General features: G+C 51.1%; 11 protein-coding genes and 1 tRNA gene. 6 read left to right on the top strand and 6 right to left on the bottom strand.

The annotated features are described in order from the left end of the window. Window positions 1–40 precede the first annotated feature (40 nt). The 4 genes from lon (at window position 41) to ppiD (ending at window position 5,056) form a co-directional block, all read left to right on the top strand. Window positions 41–2,377, top strand: coding sequence for an endopeptidase La (gene lon, locus KGF88_RS07140; RefSeq protein ID WP_110074827.1), 2,337 nt, complete (start codon window positions 41–43; stop codon window positions 2,375–2,377). Window positions 2,378–2,715: 338 nt separating this feature from the next. Continuing rightward, window positions 2,716–2,988: a nucleoid-associated protein HU-beta gene (gene hupB, locus KGF88_RS07135; protein WP_110074826.1), complete on the top strand. Its 273-nt coding sequence runs from the start codon at window positions 2,716–2,718 to the stop codon at window positions 2,986–2,988. A 7-nt stretch (window positions 2,989–2,995) separates the two neighbouring features. Beyond that, a tRNA-Asp gene (locus KGF88_RS07130) sits at window positions 2,996–3,072 on the top strand. Between the two features lie 106 nt (window positions 3,073–3,178). Next, entirely contained in the window at window positions 3,179–5,056 is a 1,878-nt protein-coding gene (gene ppiD, locus KGF88_RS07125) for a peptidylprolyl isomerase (RefSeq protein ID WP_153825803.1), read from the top strand. Window positions 5,057–5,143: 87 nt separating this feature from the next. Here the strand turns inward: ppiD and KGF88_RS07120 are convergent, their stop codons facing one another. Genes KGF88_RS07120 through KGF88_RS07095 form a run of 6 tightly spaced genes read right to left on the bottom strand, consistent with a single transcriptional unit; the run spans window position 5,144 to window position 12,376 of the window. Beyond that, window positions 5,144–6,946, bottom strand: coding sequence for a BatD family protein (locus KGF88_RS07120; protein WP_153825802.1), 1,803 nt, complete (start codon window positions 6,944–6,946; stop codon window positions 5,144–5,146). After that, window positions 6,940–8,892, bottom strand: coding sequence for a VWA domain-containing protein (locus KGF88_RS07115; protein ID WP_153825801.1), 1,953 nt, complete (start codon window positions 8,890–8,892; stop codon window positions 6,940–6,942). The genes KGF88_RS07120 and KGF88_RS07115 overlap by 7 nt, the downstream gene beginning before the upstream one ends. Next, window positions 8,889–9,893, bottom strand: a complete 1,005-nt coding sequence (locus tag KGF88_RS07110) for a vWA domain-containing protein (protein WP_153825800.1) — start codon at window positions 9,891–9,893, stop codon at window positions 8,889–8,891. Before KGF88_RS07110 ends, KGF88_RS07115 begins: the two co-directional genes overlap by 4 nt. Next, the gene (locus KGF88_RS07105; RefSeq protein WP_162014445.1) at window positions 9,886–10,404 is read right to left on the bottom strand and encodes a DUF4381 domain-containing protein; all 519 of its coding nucleotides are present in this window, start codon (window positions 10,402–10,404) and stop codon (window positions 9,886–9,888) included. The genes KGF88_RS07110 and KGF88_RS07105 overlap by 8 nt, the downstream gene beginning before the upstream one ends. Then, window positions 10,401–11,420: a DUF58 domain-containing protein gene (locus tag KGF88_RS07100; protein ID WP_153825798.1), complete on the bottom strand. Its 1,020-nt coding sequence runs from the start codon at window positions 11,418–11,420 to the stop codon at window positions 10,401–10,403. Before KGF88_RS07100 ends, KGF88_RS07105 begins: the two co-directional genes overlap by 4 nt. Further along, window positions 11,420–12,376 carry an AAA family ATPase gene (locus KGF88_RS07095; protein ID WP_110074820.1) on the bottom strand — a complete coding sequence of 319 codons (957 nt, stop codon included), beginning with the start codon at window positions 12,374–12,376 and terminating at the stop codon, window positions 11,420–11,422. The genes KGF88_RS07100 and KGF88_RS07095 overlap by 1 nt, the downstream gene beginning before the upstream one ends. A gap of 237 nt (window positions 12,377–12,613) precedes the next feature. Here KGF88_RS07095 and fadI point away from each other — a divergent pair, with 237 nt between their 5' ends. Both fadI and fadJ read left to right on the top strand, forming a co-directional pair. Further along, a complete protein-coding gene (gene fadI / locus KGF88_RS07090) occupies window positions 12,614–13,924 on the top strand; it encodes an acetyl-CoA C-acyltransferase FadI (protein ID WP_153825797.1) in 1,311 nt (436 codons plus the stop codon). Further along, complete coding sequence (fadJ, locus tag KGF88_RS07085) at window positions 13,924–16,053, top strand: fatty acid oxidation complex subunit alpha FadJ (RefSeq protein ID WP_153825796.1); 2,130 nt, start codon at window positions 13,924–13,926, stop codon at window positions 16,051–16,053. Before fadI ends, fadJ begins: the two co-directional genes overlap by 1 nt. The last annotated feature ends 1 nt before the right edge of the window (window position 16,054 follow it).

Below are 16,054 nucleotides of genomic sequence, written 5' to 3'. Positions count from 1 at the left end.
ATAGAGTGAACTATCACGAACCGGTTACCTGGAGAAGTTTATGAGTGAAGAACGGGTGGAACGTTTAAGTATTCCTGTGCTGCCGCTGCGCGATGTGGTCGTGTATCCGCACATGGTGATTCCTTTGTTCGTGGGGCGCGAAAAATCAATTCGTTGTTTAGAAGCGGCCATGGAGCAAAACAAGCAGATCTTTCTTGCGGCCCAAAAAGATGCAGCAGTAGATGAGCCAGAGCAAGGCGATATCCACCGCATTGGTACGGTAGCGACTATTTTGCAGTTGTTAAAGCTGCCTGATGGTACCGTTAAAGTGTTGGTTGAAGGTAGCCAGCGGGCAGAGATTGAGAATTTTGAGGGCGAGCAGGACTTCTTCCGTGCGCAGGTTCATTACCTTGACTCTGAGGCGATGGATGACAAAGAAGAAGAAGTGATGATCCGCTCGGCGGTGAATCAGTTTGAGGGCTACGTTAAGCTCAACAAGAAGATCCCACCGGAAGTATTGACCTCGTTGTCTGGTATTGAAGAAGCCGACCGGCTAGCCGATACCATGGCCGCGCATATGCCGTTGAAGCTCAACGACAAACAAAAAGTACTCGAGATTACCGATGTGCGCGAACGCCTGGAATTTCTGATGGCGTTGATGGAAGGCGAGATTGATTTACTCCAAGTTGAAAAACGCATCCGTACGCGGGTGAAAAAACAAATGGAGAAGAGCCAACGCGAGTATTATTTGAATGAGCAAATGAAAGCCATTCAAAAAGAATTGGGCGAAATGGAAGATGGCCCTGATGAATTTGAAGCCTTGCAGCGCAAAATTGAAGAGGCGCAAATGCCAGAAGAAGCCGAGAAGAAAACTCGCGCTGAACTGCAAAAATTAAAAATGATGTCACCCATGTCTGCCGAAGCCACCGTGGTGCGCGGCTATATTGACTGGATGGTATCGGTGCCATGGAAAAAACGTTCGCGGATCAAAAAAGATCTCGCTAATGCAGAGAAGATCCTAGATGCCGACCATTACGGCCTAGAAAAGGTGAAAGAACGCATTCTTGAATACCTCGCGGTGCAACAGCGTACCAACAAGGTTCGCGGCGCGATTTTATGCTTAGTAGGGCCGCCAGGTGTGGGTAAAACCTCGTTAGGGCAGTCCATCGCCAAAGCAACCGGGCGTAAATACATTCGGATGGCCTTAGGTGGCGTGCGTGATGAGGCTGAGATTCGTGGCCATCGCCGCACTTATATTGGCTCTATGCCAGGTAAGCTGATTCAGAAAATGGCGAAAGTAGGTGTGCGTAACCCGCTGTTCTTGTTGGATGAAATCGACAAGATGGCCTCGGATATGCGCGGTGATCCAGCATCTGCATTGCTCGAAGTGTTAGACCCTGAGCAAAACGTTAATTTTAACGACCACTATTTAGAAGTGGATTATGATCTATCGGATGTGATGTTCGTGGCTACCTCAAATAGCATGAATATCCCCGGCCCGCTGTTAGACCGGATGGAAGTGATTCGCCTGTCGGGTTATACCGAAGATGAAAAGCTCAACATTGCTAAACGGCATTTGTTGCCCAAGCAAATTGAACGGGCGGGCCTAAAAGCTAAAGAAATTGAGATCACCGATGCTGCTATTACCGGCATTATTCGGTACTACACCCGTGAAGCTGGGGTTCGTAACTTAGAGCGTGAAATTTCGCGGTTGTGTCGCAAAGCAGTGAAGCAACTGGTGCTAGATAGCAGCATTAAACATGTGGCGATAACCGGTGATAATCTTGCTGATTACTTGGGCGTACAGCGCTTTGACTTTGGTCGCGCCGAAGAGAACAACCAAGTGGGGCAGGTGACTGGTTTGGCTTGGACCGAAGTAGGTGGAGACCTATTGACCATTGAAGCTACCAATGTTGCAGGTAAAGGCAAAATTACCTCAACCGGCTCTTTGGGTGATGTGATGCAAGAATCTATCCAGACCGCTTTAACTGTGGTGCGTAGCCGTGCTAACAAATTAGGGATTCCGGAAGATTTTCATGAGAAACGGGACATCCACGTGCACGTTCCTGAAGGCGCTACGCCGAAGGACGGCCCCAGTGCTGGTATCGCCATGGTAACCGCGTTGGTGAGCTCGTTAACTGAGATTCCGGTACGTGCTGATGTGGCCATGACGGGTGAAATCACGTTGCGCGGTGAAGTGTTAGCTATTGGCGGCTTAAAAGAGAAGCTGTTGGCTGCACACCGTGGTGGTATCAAGCATGTGCTAATTCCTAAAGACAATGAGCGTGATTTAAAAGAAATTAGCGATGCGGTGAAAGGCGACTTGTTGATTCAACCGGTACAGTGGATTGATGAAGTCTTGTCAGTAGCTTTGGAGCGAGTACCACAATCGTCATAATTGACTAATTTATAGCCAATTTACGTAAAGATGCGGGCTAGACGCAGAAAATATGCCAGCAGCCCGCATTCTTTCGTTAAAAAAAACGTGAAAAAGGGTTCTCAATCTAAAATCTTGTGGTAGCCTAGAGTCAAAGTGATTGGTCAGACGCTCACAACCATAGACTCTGACATGCCACTTGGCGATGGGTTAATATGGAAGCAGTCTGCTAACCTATCGCAATAGCTTGAACATTTTGTTCTAGCTTGTTATAACCTTGTGTAGCCCCCAACAAAAATGCACATACAACGCATGGGACGCTAACAAATTTGATAATAACAATCTAAGGGGATGATACTGTGAACAAGTCTCAGTTAGTTGATAAAATTGCAGACGGAGCAGATATTTCAAAAGCGGCAGCTGGACGTGCTCTCGATTCTTTCATCGAAGCAGTTACTGAAGCTTTGAAAGGTGGCGAGCAAGTAGCTCTAGTTGGTTTTGGTACTTTCAGTGTTCGTGAGCGTTCAGCTCGCACTGGTCGTAACCCACAAACTGGCGACACCATTCAGATCGCTGCTGCTAAAGTACCTTCTTTCAAAGCCGGTAAAGCACTGAAAGATTCAGTAAACTAATGAAAGTGGAGCGGTAGTTCAGCTGGTTAGAATACCGGCCTGTCACGCCGGGGGTCGCGGGTTCGAGTCCCGTCCGCTCCGCCAGCTTTAGCTGAAAGTAACCCGAAGCCTGTCTTCGGGTTATTTTTTTTGTGCAAGAGCAGATATAATACCCGCCTAGACACTGGGAAAATTTGAGGTTAAGTGGATTATGTTGGATAGGATTAGAGAAGGCTCGCAAAGTTTTGTAGTGAAAGCCGTCTTAGTGCTGATAGCCTTAACGTTTGCACTTGCAGGTATTGGCGGTTATATCAGTAATGCGCCAGAGCCAAGCGTAGCGACGGTTAATGGTGAGGATATTACTCGGGTTGAGTTTGACCGTGCTTTAGAAAATGAACGTGCGCGCCAACAGCAACAGTTGGGCGATTTCTACGATACGTTAGCCACTGATCCGAGCTTTACTCAGCGCTTACGTAACCAAGTGGTCAACGATTTGGTCAATCAAAAACTGGTTGAGCAATATGCGCGAGACAATGGGTTACGGGCGTCAGACGAGCAGGTGCGTGAAGCTATTCGTGCTATTCCTGCGTTTAACGTCGCCGGTCAGTTTGATAACGACACTTATCGAATCACCCTGAACAGCTTAGGTTATACGCCAGAAGGCTTTGCCGAAGCGTTACGTAAAGATTTAGCACGCTCGCAAGTGCTAGAGGCGGTTGTGAATACCGAATTTGCACTAGCAGCAGAAGCTGTGGCGATTCAAAAGTTAGTGAATCAGCAGCGTAGTGGTGCTTATCGTACCTTTGCTCTTGATAGCTATTTAGCTCAAGTTGATGTTTCAGACGATGAAATTCAGCAGTGGTATGACAATAACTCTAATTTATTTGCGGTGCCAGAAAGCGTGCAAGTTGAATTTGTTGCGTTAGATGCCGGCGCCATTGCCGAATCTGTCACTATCGATGAGCAGATGGTGCGTGAATGGTATGAAGGCAATCGCAGTGCTTACGAGTCAGCGGCTCAGTATCGCTTCTCGCACATTCTGATTGAAGGTGATGATGCCGCGGCGCGCAATAAAGCACAAGAAGTGGTCGATAAGCTGTCTGAGGGTGCCGATTTTGCCGCACTCGCAGGCGAGTATTCGGATGACACTTTCTCGGCTGAAAACGGCGGTGATTTAGATTTCATCCAGCCTGGTACTATGGATCCTGACTTTGAAGAAGCAGCATTTGCTCTTGCTGAAGTGGGTGACGTGAGTGGCGTGGTCGAAACCAGTTTTGGTTTCCATGTGATCAAGTTAACCGACAAGCAAGAAGGTAGCGTCACGCCATTTGCTGAAGTACGCGACGAGATCATCGCTGACATGCAAGATGAGCGAGTCAAACAAGCTTATTATGAGCAGCAGCAAAAAGTAGCAGAGCTGGCCTTTGAAATGCCTGATACGTTGCAGCCCGTAGCTGATGAAGTGGGTTTGCAGGTACGTAACAGCGATTGGTTTAACCGCCAAACGGCGCCATCAGCCTTGAACCATCCGGCGGTATTACAGCAAGTGTTTGGTGATACTTTGTTGCAAGAGCGCCTGAACAGCGACTTGATTGAAGTGAATGATACGCAATCGGTAGTGGTTCGCGTAACTGATTACCGTGCTGCTTCAATTAAGAGTCTTGATGAGGTTCGTGAGCAAGTGGTGAGTAACTTGCAGCAAGAGAAAGCTCAGCAACTGGCGCGCGCCGATGCTGAAGCTGTGATTGCCGCCCTCCGTGCTGGTGAAACCGTTAGCGATCTTACTGAGCTAGCTGCTATCGATCGTCGCAATGCAGATTTGCCACGTGCTGTTGTGCAGAGCTTATTCGAGCAGGCTGCTCCAGCAGCAGGTGCTGTGCAAGCTGACGTGGTAGAAATGAATAACGGTGGTTTAGCTCTAGTTCAGTTGACCAGTGTAAGTGCTGGCGATGTAGATGAGGCGACTCAGCAACAGATGCAAGAACAGCTGGAAAATAGCTTTGCGCAGCAAAGTTATGAGGCTTTCTTAAGTGCGTTACGCGACCAAGGTGATGTCGAAATTACCTTAACTAGTAGTAGCAACAACTAAGCGGTCCATGCGCCAATAAAAAGCCTTGAAGTTGATCACTTCAAGGCTTTTTTTATGAGGGAATTATAGCATTACTAAGGTTAGTGCTTACTGCGGATAAAGCGCTGGTAAGACGTTCTGCTGTTGCTTGGTTTTGCTGGATTTCACGTAGTTTTTATAAGCCGCTTGTAAACTTCTCAACAGGGCCTTGCCTTCTTGCCAGGATGGTTGGTCAGGAGCCGAGGCGACGCTGTGGTGGCCAAATCGACAGCTTAATAAGTGGTTAATTTGGCTGGTTAGCGGCGGGTGAGCAAAATGCCGGCTAAGCTCGGTCAAATCATGGATAGGCTGGCCTAGTATCGAGTTTGCCCATGCACGCAGAGCTTGGTTGGTCGCCGCGGCTTGATTTGCTTGGCAGGCTTGCTGCAGTTGGTGCCATAAGGCACCACTTAGAGCGTGGCGATCAGAATCGCTGGCAGTGCTGGTGGCGTTAGTTTGCGGCTGGCGTGATTGACGTTGCTGGCGTCGCCAATAGCTAGCAAAAAGGCTAAGGGTTATCACCCAAAGAGCGGCAAATAAAGCTGCTAACCAATACCACAGGCGGTTGTTTGGCGAACTACTCTGGGCAGACGCTGCTGGCCCTTGCTGATTCATCTCGGGAGCGCTTGGGGCTTGGCTGGGGGCCGAACTGACATCAGTAGGATTGCTTGGATACTCATTTGCTGTGGCTGAGCCATTCATGGCCACGCTAAAAGTGAGTTGGTCGGTACTAGCGACCTGCTGTTGCTGAGTGCGCGTGTTAAACCAAGGCAGCCTAAAAGAGGGGAGCTCTAGGGTACCGCCTTGGCGAGGAATAATGGCAATGGTTTGGCTACGCTGAGCGATTAGATTGCCGTTACGCACCGCTTGGTTGAGTTGGGGCGTCTCTGGATAGATGCTCACCCCAGCGATGTCTGGTAACTGCAACGCCGGCAATTGGTCGGGGCTTACTCCCATCGCTGTAGTACGTAGCGTTAAGGTAAGCGGCTGGCCTTGCTGTAACTGCTGTGCTGGGTCTATATCTGTTTCTAGGGTTAAGGTGACCAAATCAGCCGGTAGCCAGTCGCCTTGCCAACTACTCGGGATCGGCTGTACCAGTAGTTCAATCGGTTCCGCACTGGCAGTTACCGGCTCGGTGGTGCTCATAGAAGAAAAAATAGAACGACCACTATCCTTGCTGATCAAACCCTCAAACATCGGCCCATTAAGGGTAAATTGGCCGGAGCGCTGTGGCGTGATCAAATAGGTTCGCTGGTACACCTGATAGCGTTTGCCATCAATAATTTCATAGTTTTCTTGGTCTTGCCCAAATTGAGTGATCTCAGCATCGGCCAGCTCGGGGGCGATGAGATTGCCGCTATGCAAATTAGCCGCTAAGTAGAGTCGCGATATCAGTTTAAATTGTTGCTGCACATAAACCTGAGTGGATTCAACGCTGGTGCGAATAAAGGCTGGCTGGGATTCGCTTAGAGCATCCGCTTGATCACTAGCTAATAGCGTCAGTTCTATGGGTTGGCTGCTAACATCGCCAACACTTAGGGCTGGAATAGTCACGGTGCCGACCTGTTGTGGTGCCTGTAAACTAAACACGAAGGTAGTAGTGCGACTCATGTCACCATTAATCACTCGGGTACTGCGAGAGGAACGCGAATTAACAATCCGAAACTGATTTAACTGCTGCTCGGCATTTATTTCATCTTGGTCGATATCATCATTTACCGTAACTGTTAAGTTAAATAGCTGGCCCGCCAGCACCGGATTTCTATCCACACTGGCAATCACCTCAGTAGGTTCGGCAAGGGCCTGGGGTAAGCTCAGTAAGCCTACGACCAAGATGCTAGCTAGCATTAAAAGTTGACGAGATGTTACCACTCTTGCTGTACTCCTTTGGGTTTTCTATTGCCGCGGCGCTGTTGCGCTTCGCGTAGCATTTTATTGCGCAGTAGCACGGCTGGATCATCCTCAATGCGATTCAGCCATTGCTCCATTTGCTGCCGCTGTTCGTCGCTGACGTTTTGCTGTTGTTCCGCTGCAGATAAGGCTTGGGATTGCTCCTCGCCTTGTTGCTCAGCCTGCGGTTCGGTCTGTTCGGGCGTCGCCGCGTCTTCTTCTTGGGCTTGCTCGTCGGCGTCGGCTGGAGCTTGGTCCTCAGCGTCCGTGCTATCATTTTGCTCAGCTTGTTGACCCTCAGCATCAGTATCGCTGCTGCTGCCCTCACCATCCTTTTGCTGTTGCTGGCCGGTGTTATTATCGCTGGACTGGTTGTCTTGCTGTTGTTCTTGTTGCTGCTGCAGGGCCTCGGCTAGCGCTTGATTTTCCTGTGCCTCTGGCCAGTCTGGGCGGCGTGTCAAAGCCGCAGCATAGCTGTTGGCTGCTTCTTGATAGCGGCCTAACTGCATCAGACTGTTGCCTTGATTGTAAAAGCCGTCAGCGCTATCAACTTGGGAGAAATCAACCAAGGCTTGGTCATAATTGCCGGCGCGGTAATTAGCTGTACCCCGTTGCCAAGGGTCGGTCGCAGTCGCTGCCGCTTGTTCATAATCTTGTTGTTGTAGGGCTTGGTCCGCCTGTTGATAGGGCGTTTGCCACAGCTGTTGCCACTGTTGCAGCCATTGCTGTGTCGAAGCTGCTGGCGTAGCCGAGTTTTGGTTGGACGAGCTCTGGTTCGATGAACTTTGGTTTGACGAGTTCTGGCCTGACGGGGTTTGGGCCAGCGCTGGGCTACTGGTTAAGCCGCTGAGCAGCACCAGACTGCCAGCTAGCATCAGTGTTTGGCTCACTAACGCTAACCAGCTGCTGGATAAATTTTTGCCAGGTAAGGCTTGTAGAACCTGAGTTAAAGCTCCAGCTCGTGCGAGCGGCAGTAGCAGCAACGCTGCCACAACTAAGAGCCAGGGGCCGGCTTCTTGCCACTGGTCGCCGGCTTGACCTTCGGTGAGCTCACCGTCACGGCTCAAGGGCGGCTGACTACCTAGGTAATCAAGATCCTGTTGGTCACTGCGGATGATACTGAAGCGTCCCCCTGCACGTTTGGCCAGACTCTCCAAACGGCTGAATTGCACCGTGGGCACAACCACCGAGCCGCTACTATCGCGGTAAAGCTGGCCGGAAGGTAATTGAATAGGGGCGCCGGTTGCGGTGGCAACCGCTAGAATGCTTACGCGATGGCCACTGCTACTGATGAAGTTATAGATATCCTGTTGGTCGGCCGTTTGAATACCGTCGGTGACCCAATAAATGTCACCTTGCGGGTAGCCCGCTGCACGCAACAACTCATCGGCTTGACGCAAGCCGGCCAGCGGATTACTGCCAAGTTCTGGCATGATATCTGGGCTTAAGGCGCGAATTAAGTTCACTAGGTTAGCGCCGTCATTGGTTAACGGACTAATCGTAAAGGCGTCACCAGCATACGCCACTAAACCCACTTCGCCATCCAGCCGTTCGCGCACTAAATCAGTGACTTTAAAGCGCAACTGAGTGAGCCGATTGGGCGGCAAATCCGTGCTGTACATAGATAGCGACATATCTACCACCACCACACTGCCAGCATTCAACTGGTAAACCGGTTGTGGCAGCCGTTGCCAGGTAGGGCCAGCGAGTGCCAAGTTGATGCAGAGGAGGGCGAGTAACGCGCAATACAGCGGCCACACCTGGCGCTGTGCAGCAGCTTTGGGTAACAGGACCGGTTGTAAATGTGCTGGCAGTAACTGGTGCCAGCCACCACTCGCGCTACGCTGGCGCAGCCAAGTCCAAGCCAGTAGTGCCAGCGGAAGCAGTCCTAGTAACCACCAAGGGCGCAGAAGCTGAAATTCACTCATGAGCGACCTCCTGCTGCTGGTCTGAAACGGCGTAGCAGCCAAGGGAGTAGGCCAGCGAGCAGCATCATTGCCCAGGCAAGCCCTAGCGGCCAAAAGAAAAGTGCTGTCTGTGGGCGCCGTTGCTGACTCTCTGCTTGAATGGGCTCGAACTCATCTAAGCGTTGGTAGATTTGCTCCAGCTCGCTGGTAGAGCGGGCGCGGAAATATTCCCCACCGGTGCTATTAGCTAAGTTGCGTAACATATCTTCATCTAGGTCGCGGCTAGGATTCACGCGGCGTTGACCAAAATAACCCTCCACAATCACTTCTTCAGCACCCACCCCAATGGCATAAATTTTCACCCCATGATACTGCGCCAGTTGTAGCGCTTGCTCTGGTGAGACATTACCCGCGGTATTTTGGCCGTCGGTGAGCAAAATGATGATTTTGTTCGACTGCTCGCGGGCAATAAAGCGTTTCACGCTCAGCGCAATAGCATCACCAATGGCGGTACGTTCACCAATTAGGCGAAGTTCGGCTTCATCTAACAGCTGTTTGATGCTGTCTCTATCGTAGCTCATGGGAGCTTGCACGTAAGCAGTATCAGCAAATAGGATCAAGCCGAGACGGTCGCCCACGCGGCGGGCAATAAAATCCCCCATCACATGCTTAACCATGGTCAGTCGGTCGACTTGTTCACCCGCTATTTCCATGTCGGCAATTTCCATACTGCCGGATAAGTCGATAGCCAAAATCATTTCTCGCCCTTCGTTGCGCGCGCTCACCGGTTCACCTAACCACTGGGGTTGCATTAACGCCAGTACCAGCAGGGTCCAAATTAACCCGGCCAACCATTTACGCCAGCCCAGCTGCGAGTGGCGTTCAATCCTTGTGGTTGCTGTAACGGGTAGCACCGGCAGCCGCAATGCCACCAACGGTGGATGGGCAGCTGGTAGCAACCGCCACACCAACCACGGCAGCGGCCACAGTAGTGCAGCCCACCACCAAGCAAACTCAATCATGCTGGCCTCCTTGCACTGGTGCCGCTGAGCGCTTCGGCTTCGGTGGCAGGGCATGCTGCACCCAGAGCAGGGCAAAACGCTGATAGTCAGCCAATTGCTGAGGCGTTAACGGGGCTTTTTGGTAGCTTAACAGCGGCCCCTGTTGCAGCAACTCAGCCAGTTGTTGCTGGTGCCGTGGCGGTAATTGCTGGGCTAGAAATTGCCACCACAAAGGGCCCTGTAGAGCACTTATTTGTGAGCGCGGGAAATAACCCAAGGCGGCTTGTTTTAGCTGCAAATTAAGTTGCCCTAAACTGTCTGCTGGGGATTGTTTTATTTGTTTTAAAGCGGCTCGTTGCGGCCGGCGGCGCTGCCACGCTCGCCAGCTCAGCCAGCTCACGCTAATCAGCACAACTAAGACCAATAAAGTTAGTACCCACCAACCCGGAGCTAAGGGCCACCAGTGCGCAGCAGGTGCGACCACGATGTCGTGCATGGTTTCTAGTGGGTTGCCATTATCAAGCCAGGTCATAGGCGTACTCCTGGCCATTGTGACTCCAGCGGTGTGGCGGCAGAAAACTGCCACAGCTCTAGCGCTTGTTGTTGAAACTGTTGGACCAACTGTTGCTGCCATGCAGCGGCCGCGGTAGCGTACTGTTGCTGCTGATGGGCTTGGTGTGGGTCAAACTGCCATTCCACCTGACCATCAGTGAGCGCTAGCTGTTCGGAAATTTGCGCTTGTGCCACGGCTTCTAGACTAAGCTCAAGGGGGTCGACTAACTGCATCGGAACTAACTGACAGTGGCGTTGCAGTGCCAACAAAGCTTGCACAGCCGCAGTATCTGCCGGCTGCTGACTATTCGTTAGTAAGCCTCGCCAGTCGCTGATCACATACACCAAGGTGCCGGGTTTGGCGACCTGCAGGGTACGTTGCAGCAAATAGGGTAATACACTGGCGCGCTCTTGATGGGGTTGCTGCCAGTTCTGTAGCGCCTGATTTTGTGCGGTTACGAGCTGCTGGATGATGCGGGTCACTGCGTGCTCGCGAGCTTGCGGTCGCAATTCAATATGCTGGGGTTGGCTCTGTGCCGACGGAGTGCTTGCCAATAGGGCGCCGACGCGATCGCCACGGGCAACGGCTAGCCATGCTAAGGCACTGGCTAGATGGCAAGCTTGTACCGATTTGAGTAACAGTTGCGAGCCAAATTGCATGCTGTCACTAAAATCGACCACCAGCAACACCGGGCGTTCTCGTTCCTCACGAAACAACTTGGTGTGTGGCGTACCAGTGCGAGCGGTGACGCGCCAATCAATCGCTCGAATATCATCGCCAGCTTGGTAATGACGAAACTCGTCAAACTCCATCCCGCGCCCTTTGACTTTGCTCAGTAAGGCGCCACTACGACCTGGCTTCAGGCGTGGCCGCAAGCGCGCTAGGGCTGCAGCTTTACTGCGGTAGTACATCAGCTCGTGGGCTGCTACCTTAACCCCGTCGCTGTGCCATTGTGCTAACCAAGTAGCGGCCGTTTCATGCATGCTATTAGCCATTAAGGTGCTGGGACTAGCTCAATAATTTTGCTCAATACAGTATCAGCATCGATACCATCAGCTTCCGCTTGATAACTCAAAATGATGCGGTGCCTTAACACGTGAGCAAACACATAATGAATATCATCAGGGGTCACAAAGTCACGTTGGTTTAACCAAGCTCTAGCTCTTGCACAGCGGTCGAGGGCAATGGTGGCCCGCGGACTAGCGCCGTAACTCAACCAGCGGGCTAAATCCGCTGAATAAAAATCTGGGGTGCGGGTGGCAATAATCAGTTGTACTAAATATTCTTCAACGCTGTCGTCCATATAAATTTCTAGGACTTCACGACGGGCCGCAAAAATATCCGCTTGCGTGACGGGGCTTGGCATGCTTGCTTGCCCCTCGAGTTCTTCGCCGCGCGTCAGGCGCAAAATATCACGCTCGACTGCAGCATTGGGATAATCCAAGTTGAGTTGCATCAAAAAGCGATCCAACTGCGCCTCTGGCAGCGGGTAAGTGCCTTCTTGTTCAAGCGGGTTCTGGGTAGCCAGCACCATAAACAACGGCGGCAGCTTGTAGGTGGTTTGACCCACGGTGATTTGCCGCTCGGCCATAGCCTCTAATAAAGCTGATTGTACTTTCGCTGGGGCGCGGTTAATTTCATCTGCTAGAATGATGTTATGAAACAGCGGCCCCTGCTGAAACTCAAAGCTACCGGTTTCGGCGCGATAGATGTCGGTTCCAGTTAAATCCGCAGGCAACAAATCAGGCGTGAACTGCACCCGGTGAAAGCTGCCTTCAATCCCTGTGGCTAAGGCATTAACCGCACGGGTCTTGGCCAGCCCAGGTGGGCCTTCAACCAATAGGTGGCCATCGGCTAAAATGGCAATGAGTAGGCCCTCAGTAAATTCGGGCTGGCCGATAACTTGACTATTAAGATAGGCGTGCAAGGCTTGGAACTGTTCGGCTGCCATTCTGATCCTCTTCTGTTACTCGAGCTGTTGTAGCAAGAACTGGGCTGTATGGTCGCTGTGATACCGCGGTGACGATTGATAGCTACTGTGCATGATACTATCAGTTACTAGTGTAAGTTGAGACTTTACCTAAAACAACGGTTTAAATCTCGAGCAAGACCCGCTAAAATTTGTAACCATCTATGAGGTCAGACCAGCTTGGGTTATGACCATGATACAGCAACAGAGGAATAACACATGGTCGCACGTCAGAATCTGACCACGGCACAGGGCGAACGGATTGCTATCGTAGCAGGTCTACGGACGCCATTTGCTAAGCAAGCCACCTATTTCCATGGCGTTCCGGCGCTGGATATGGGCAAAATGGTGGTGCAAGAATTACTCAATAAATACAGCTTAGATCCGCGTGAAGTTGAACTTTTAGTGTACGGCCAAGTGGTGCAAATGCCTAAGGCGCCGAACATCGCGCGAGAAATAGTGTTAGGCACCAGTTTGCCGGTAACCACCGATGCTTACAGCGTGTCACGGGCTTGTGCGACCAGTTTCCAAACCACCGTTAATGTTTTAGAAAGTATGATGGCCGGCAATACCACCGTGGGGATCGCCGGCGGCGCGGATTCGTCATCCGTACTGCCGATTGGCGCCTCACGGGCGTTAGCCCATGCGCTGGTTGATTTAAACAAAGCGCGCAGCCTTGGTCAGCGCCTTGCTATTTTGCGCAAGCTACGATTGAAGGATTTACTCCCAGTACCACCTGCGATTGCTGAGTACAGCACTAACCTAAGCATGGGTGAGACGGCCGAGCAGATGGCTAAGACCCATGGCATCAGCCGTGCCGATCAAGATGCGTTAGCTCATCGTTCGCATACTTTGGCGCATCAAGCGTGGCAGTCAGGTGTGTTAGATAACGAAGTGATGACCGCTTATGCTGAGCCATACAAAGACTTCTTAAAGCGCGATAACACCATTCGCTCAGACTCTAAACTAGAAGGCTATGCCAAACTTCGGCCGGTGTTTGATAAAAAGCACGGGTCAGTCACAGCGGCCAACAGTACCGCTTTAACCGATGGTGCTAGCGCTATTTTGATGATGACAGAAAGCAAAGCCAAGGCGTTAGGCTATGACATCCTTGGTTACATTCGTAGTTATGCCTTCAGCGCCATAGATGTTTGGCAAGACATGCTGATGGGGCCGTCTTACGCTACTCCTATCGCCCTTGATAGAGCTGGCATGAAGTTATCGGATCTGACCCTGATTGAAATGCATGAAGCTTTTGCGGCGCAGACGTTAGCAAACATGAAGATGTTTGCCAGCACCAAGTTTGCCCAAGAAAAGCTGGGCCGCAGTGAAGCTATCGGCGAGATTGATATGGACAAGTTTAATGTGTTGGGTGGCTCCCTGGCTTATGGCCATCCGTTTGCGGCAACGGGCACGCGCTTGATTACGCAAACTTTAAATGAATTAAAACGTCGTGGTGGCGGGGTTGGTTTAACCACCGCATGTGCTGCTGGTGGCTTAGGTGCTGCGATGATTGTGGAGACCGAATAATGACAACAGATAACAACCGAGCTTTTACTTTAGAGCTACGCGACGACCATGTGGCGGTTATCCATATCGATGTTCCTGGCGAATCGATGAACACCTTAAAAGCTTCTTTTGCTGATGAGGTAGCTCATGTACTGAATCAGTTGGAGCAGCACCAAGATTTACGTGGGGTGGTGCTGATCAGTGATAAGCCTGGCTCCTTTGTGGCCGGTGCTGATATAAGCATGATTGATGCCTGTACTAATGCTGCCGATGCGGAAAGTCTAGCGCGCCAAGGGCAGGCTATGTTTGACCGAATTGAGCAGTTAGCGGTGCCGGTGGTGGCAGCCATTGATGGTGCTTGTTTAGGTGGTGGGTTAGAACTTGCGTTAGCCTGTCATTATCGGATTGCGACGGACAATAACCGCACTGTGATTGGCTTACCTGAAGTGCAGTTAGGGCTGTTGCCAGGCTCAGGTGGGACCCAACGGTTACCACGTCTGATTGGGATTCAAAAAGCCCTACCATTAATTTTGGCTGGCAAGCAATTACGTGCCAAACAAGCCCGTAAACTCGGGATTGTTGATGATGTCGTGCCTGCGAGTATCTTATTGGATGCAGCGGTCGAGAAGGCACTGGCGAGCAAGGCTAAAGTGCGCAAAGTTAAGCTAAAAGGTGTCAGCAAAGTGCTGGAAGGCACCTCGTTTGGACGTAACTTTATGTTTAAAAAGGCGCGCGAACAAGCTCAAGCAAAAGCAAAAGGTAACTACCCGGCGCTCGATAAAATCATTGATACCTTAGCCTGTGGTGCCAGCAAGGGCTTTCAAGCAGGCTTAGCCTATGAGGCCAAGCAATTTGGTGAACTGGCAATGACGCCGGAATCCAAAGAGCTACGGCAGATTTTTTTCGCCACCACGGCGATGAAGAAAGAAACCGGTGCGGGCGATACCAAGCCGCGCGCTATTCAGCGTGTTGGCGTGCTTGGCGGTGGGTTGATGGGCGGCGGTATTGCTTATGTCACGGCTGCTAAAGCGAAACTACCGGCACGCATTAAAGACATCAACGAACAAGGCATTGTGCATGCGTTGAAGTACAGCTACGACCTGCTTAATAGTAAAGTAAAGCGCAAGCACATGACCCGGACAGAATTAGAAGCGACCATGCTGAGCCTGAGCGGTACCCTTGATTACAGCGGCTTTGACAAGGTTGATGTGGTGATTGAGGCGGTCTTTGAAGATCTTGGCTTAAAGCAACAGATGGTGGCCGATGTAGAAGCAGCAGGCAATCCGCACACTATTTTTGCAACCAATACGTCAAGCTTACCTATTACGCAAATCGCTGCCAAAGCAGAGCGCCCAGAAAATGTGATTGGTCTGCATTATTTCTCGCCGGTAGATAAGATGCCGTTGGCAGAAATTATTACCCATGAGCGTACCTCAGCAGAAACCATTGCGACCACCGTGGCCTTGGCTAAAAAGCAAGGAAAAACCCCGATTGTGGTCAAAGACGGTGCTGGTTTTTACGTCAATCGTATTTTAGCCCCGTACATGAACGAAGCTGCGCGCCTAGTGTTAGCGGGTGAGCCGATCGACGTGGTAGATAAAGCGCTGGTTAAGTTTGGCTTCCCGGTCGGGCCGATGAAACTGATGGACGAAGTAGGGATTGATGTGGCTGCCAAAGTCGCACCTATTTTGGCAAATGAGCTTGGCGATCGATTCCAAGCGCCAGAGGCTTTTAGCAAATTGCTGGACGATGAACGCAAGGGTAAGAAAAACAAAAAGGGCTTTTACGACTACCAAGGTAAGCAAGCGGGCAAACAGGTGGATAGCTCGGTGTATAGCTTGTTAGGCGTGACCGCAGCAAGCCAACTGAGTGCTGACGAGATTGCCCAGCGCACCGTGTTGCTGATGCTCAATGAGGCCGCGTACTGTTTAGACGAAGGCATCATAAGCTGTGCTCGTGATGGTGATATTGGTGCCATTTTTGGTATCGGTTTCCCGCCTTTCCGTGGCGGACCGTTCCGTTATATGGACGCGCTAGGCATTGCTGAGGTGGTGAGTCGTTTGCAAGCTTACCAACAGCAGCATGGTGAACGCTATCAACCAGCGCCATTATTGGTTAAAATGGCAACAAATAACGAGCGCTTTTATTAAG

This window comes from Idiomarina loihiensis (genome assembly GCF_024584785.1).
Classification (GTDB): domain Bacteria; phylum Pseudomonadota; class Gammaproteobacteria; order Enterobacterales; family Alteromonadaceae; genus Pseudidiomarina; species Pseudidiomarina fusca.
Note: the sequence above shows the minus strand (reverse complement) of the source record. Positions and strands in the feature narration are given on the sequence as shown.

What these genes read in the sequence shown, in the direction of transcription:
- lon (WP_110074827.1), top strand. Translation starts at nt 41, where the DNA reads ATGAGTGAAGAACGGGTGGAACGTTTAAGTATTCCTGTGCTGCCGCTG.
- ppiD (WP_153825803.1), top strand. Translation starts at nt 3,179, where the DNA reads ATGTTGGATAGGATTAGAGAAGGCTCGCAAAGTTTTGTAGTGAAAGCC.
- KGF88_RS07115 (WP_153825801.1), bottom strand. Translation starts at nt 8,892, where the DNA reads ATGAGTGAATTTCAGCTTCTGCGCCCTTGGTGGTTACTAGGACTGCTT.
- KGF88_RS07110 (WP_153825800.1), bottom strand. Translation starts at nt 9,893, where the DNA reads ATGATTGAGTTTGCTTGGTGGTGGGCTGCACTACTGTGGCCGCTGCCG.
- KGF88_RS07105 (WP_162014445.1), bottom strand. Translation starts at nt 10,404, where the DNA reads ATGACCTGGCTTGATAATGGCAACCCACTAGAAACCATGCACGACATC.
- KGF88_RS07100 (WP_153825798.1), bottom strand. Translation starts at nt 11,420, where the DNA reads ATGGCTAATAGCATGCATGAAACGGCCGCTACTTGGTTAGCACAATGG.
- KGF88_RS07095 (WP_110074820.1), bottom strand. Translation starts at nt 12,376, where the DNA reads ATGGCAGCCGAACAGTTCCAAGCCTTGCACGCCTATCTTAATAGTCAA.
- fadI (WP_153825797.1), top strand. Translation starts at nt 12,614, where the DNA reads ATGGTCGCACGTCAGAATCTGACCACGGCACAGGGCGAACGGATTGCT.
- fadJ (WP_153825796.1), top strand. Translation starts at nt 13,924, where the DNA reads ATGACAACAGATAACAACCGAGCTTTTACTTTAGAGCTACGCGACGAC.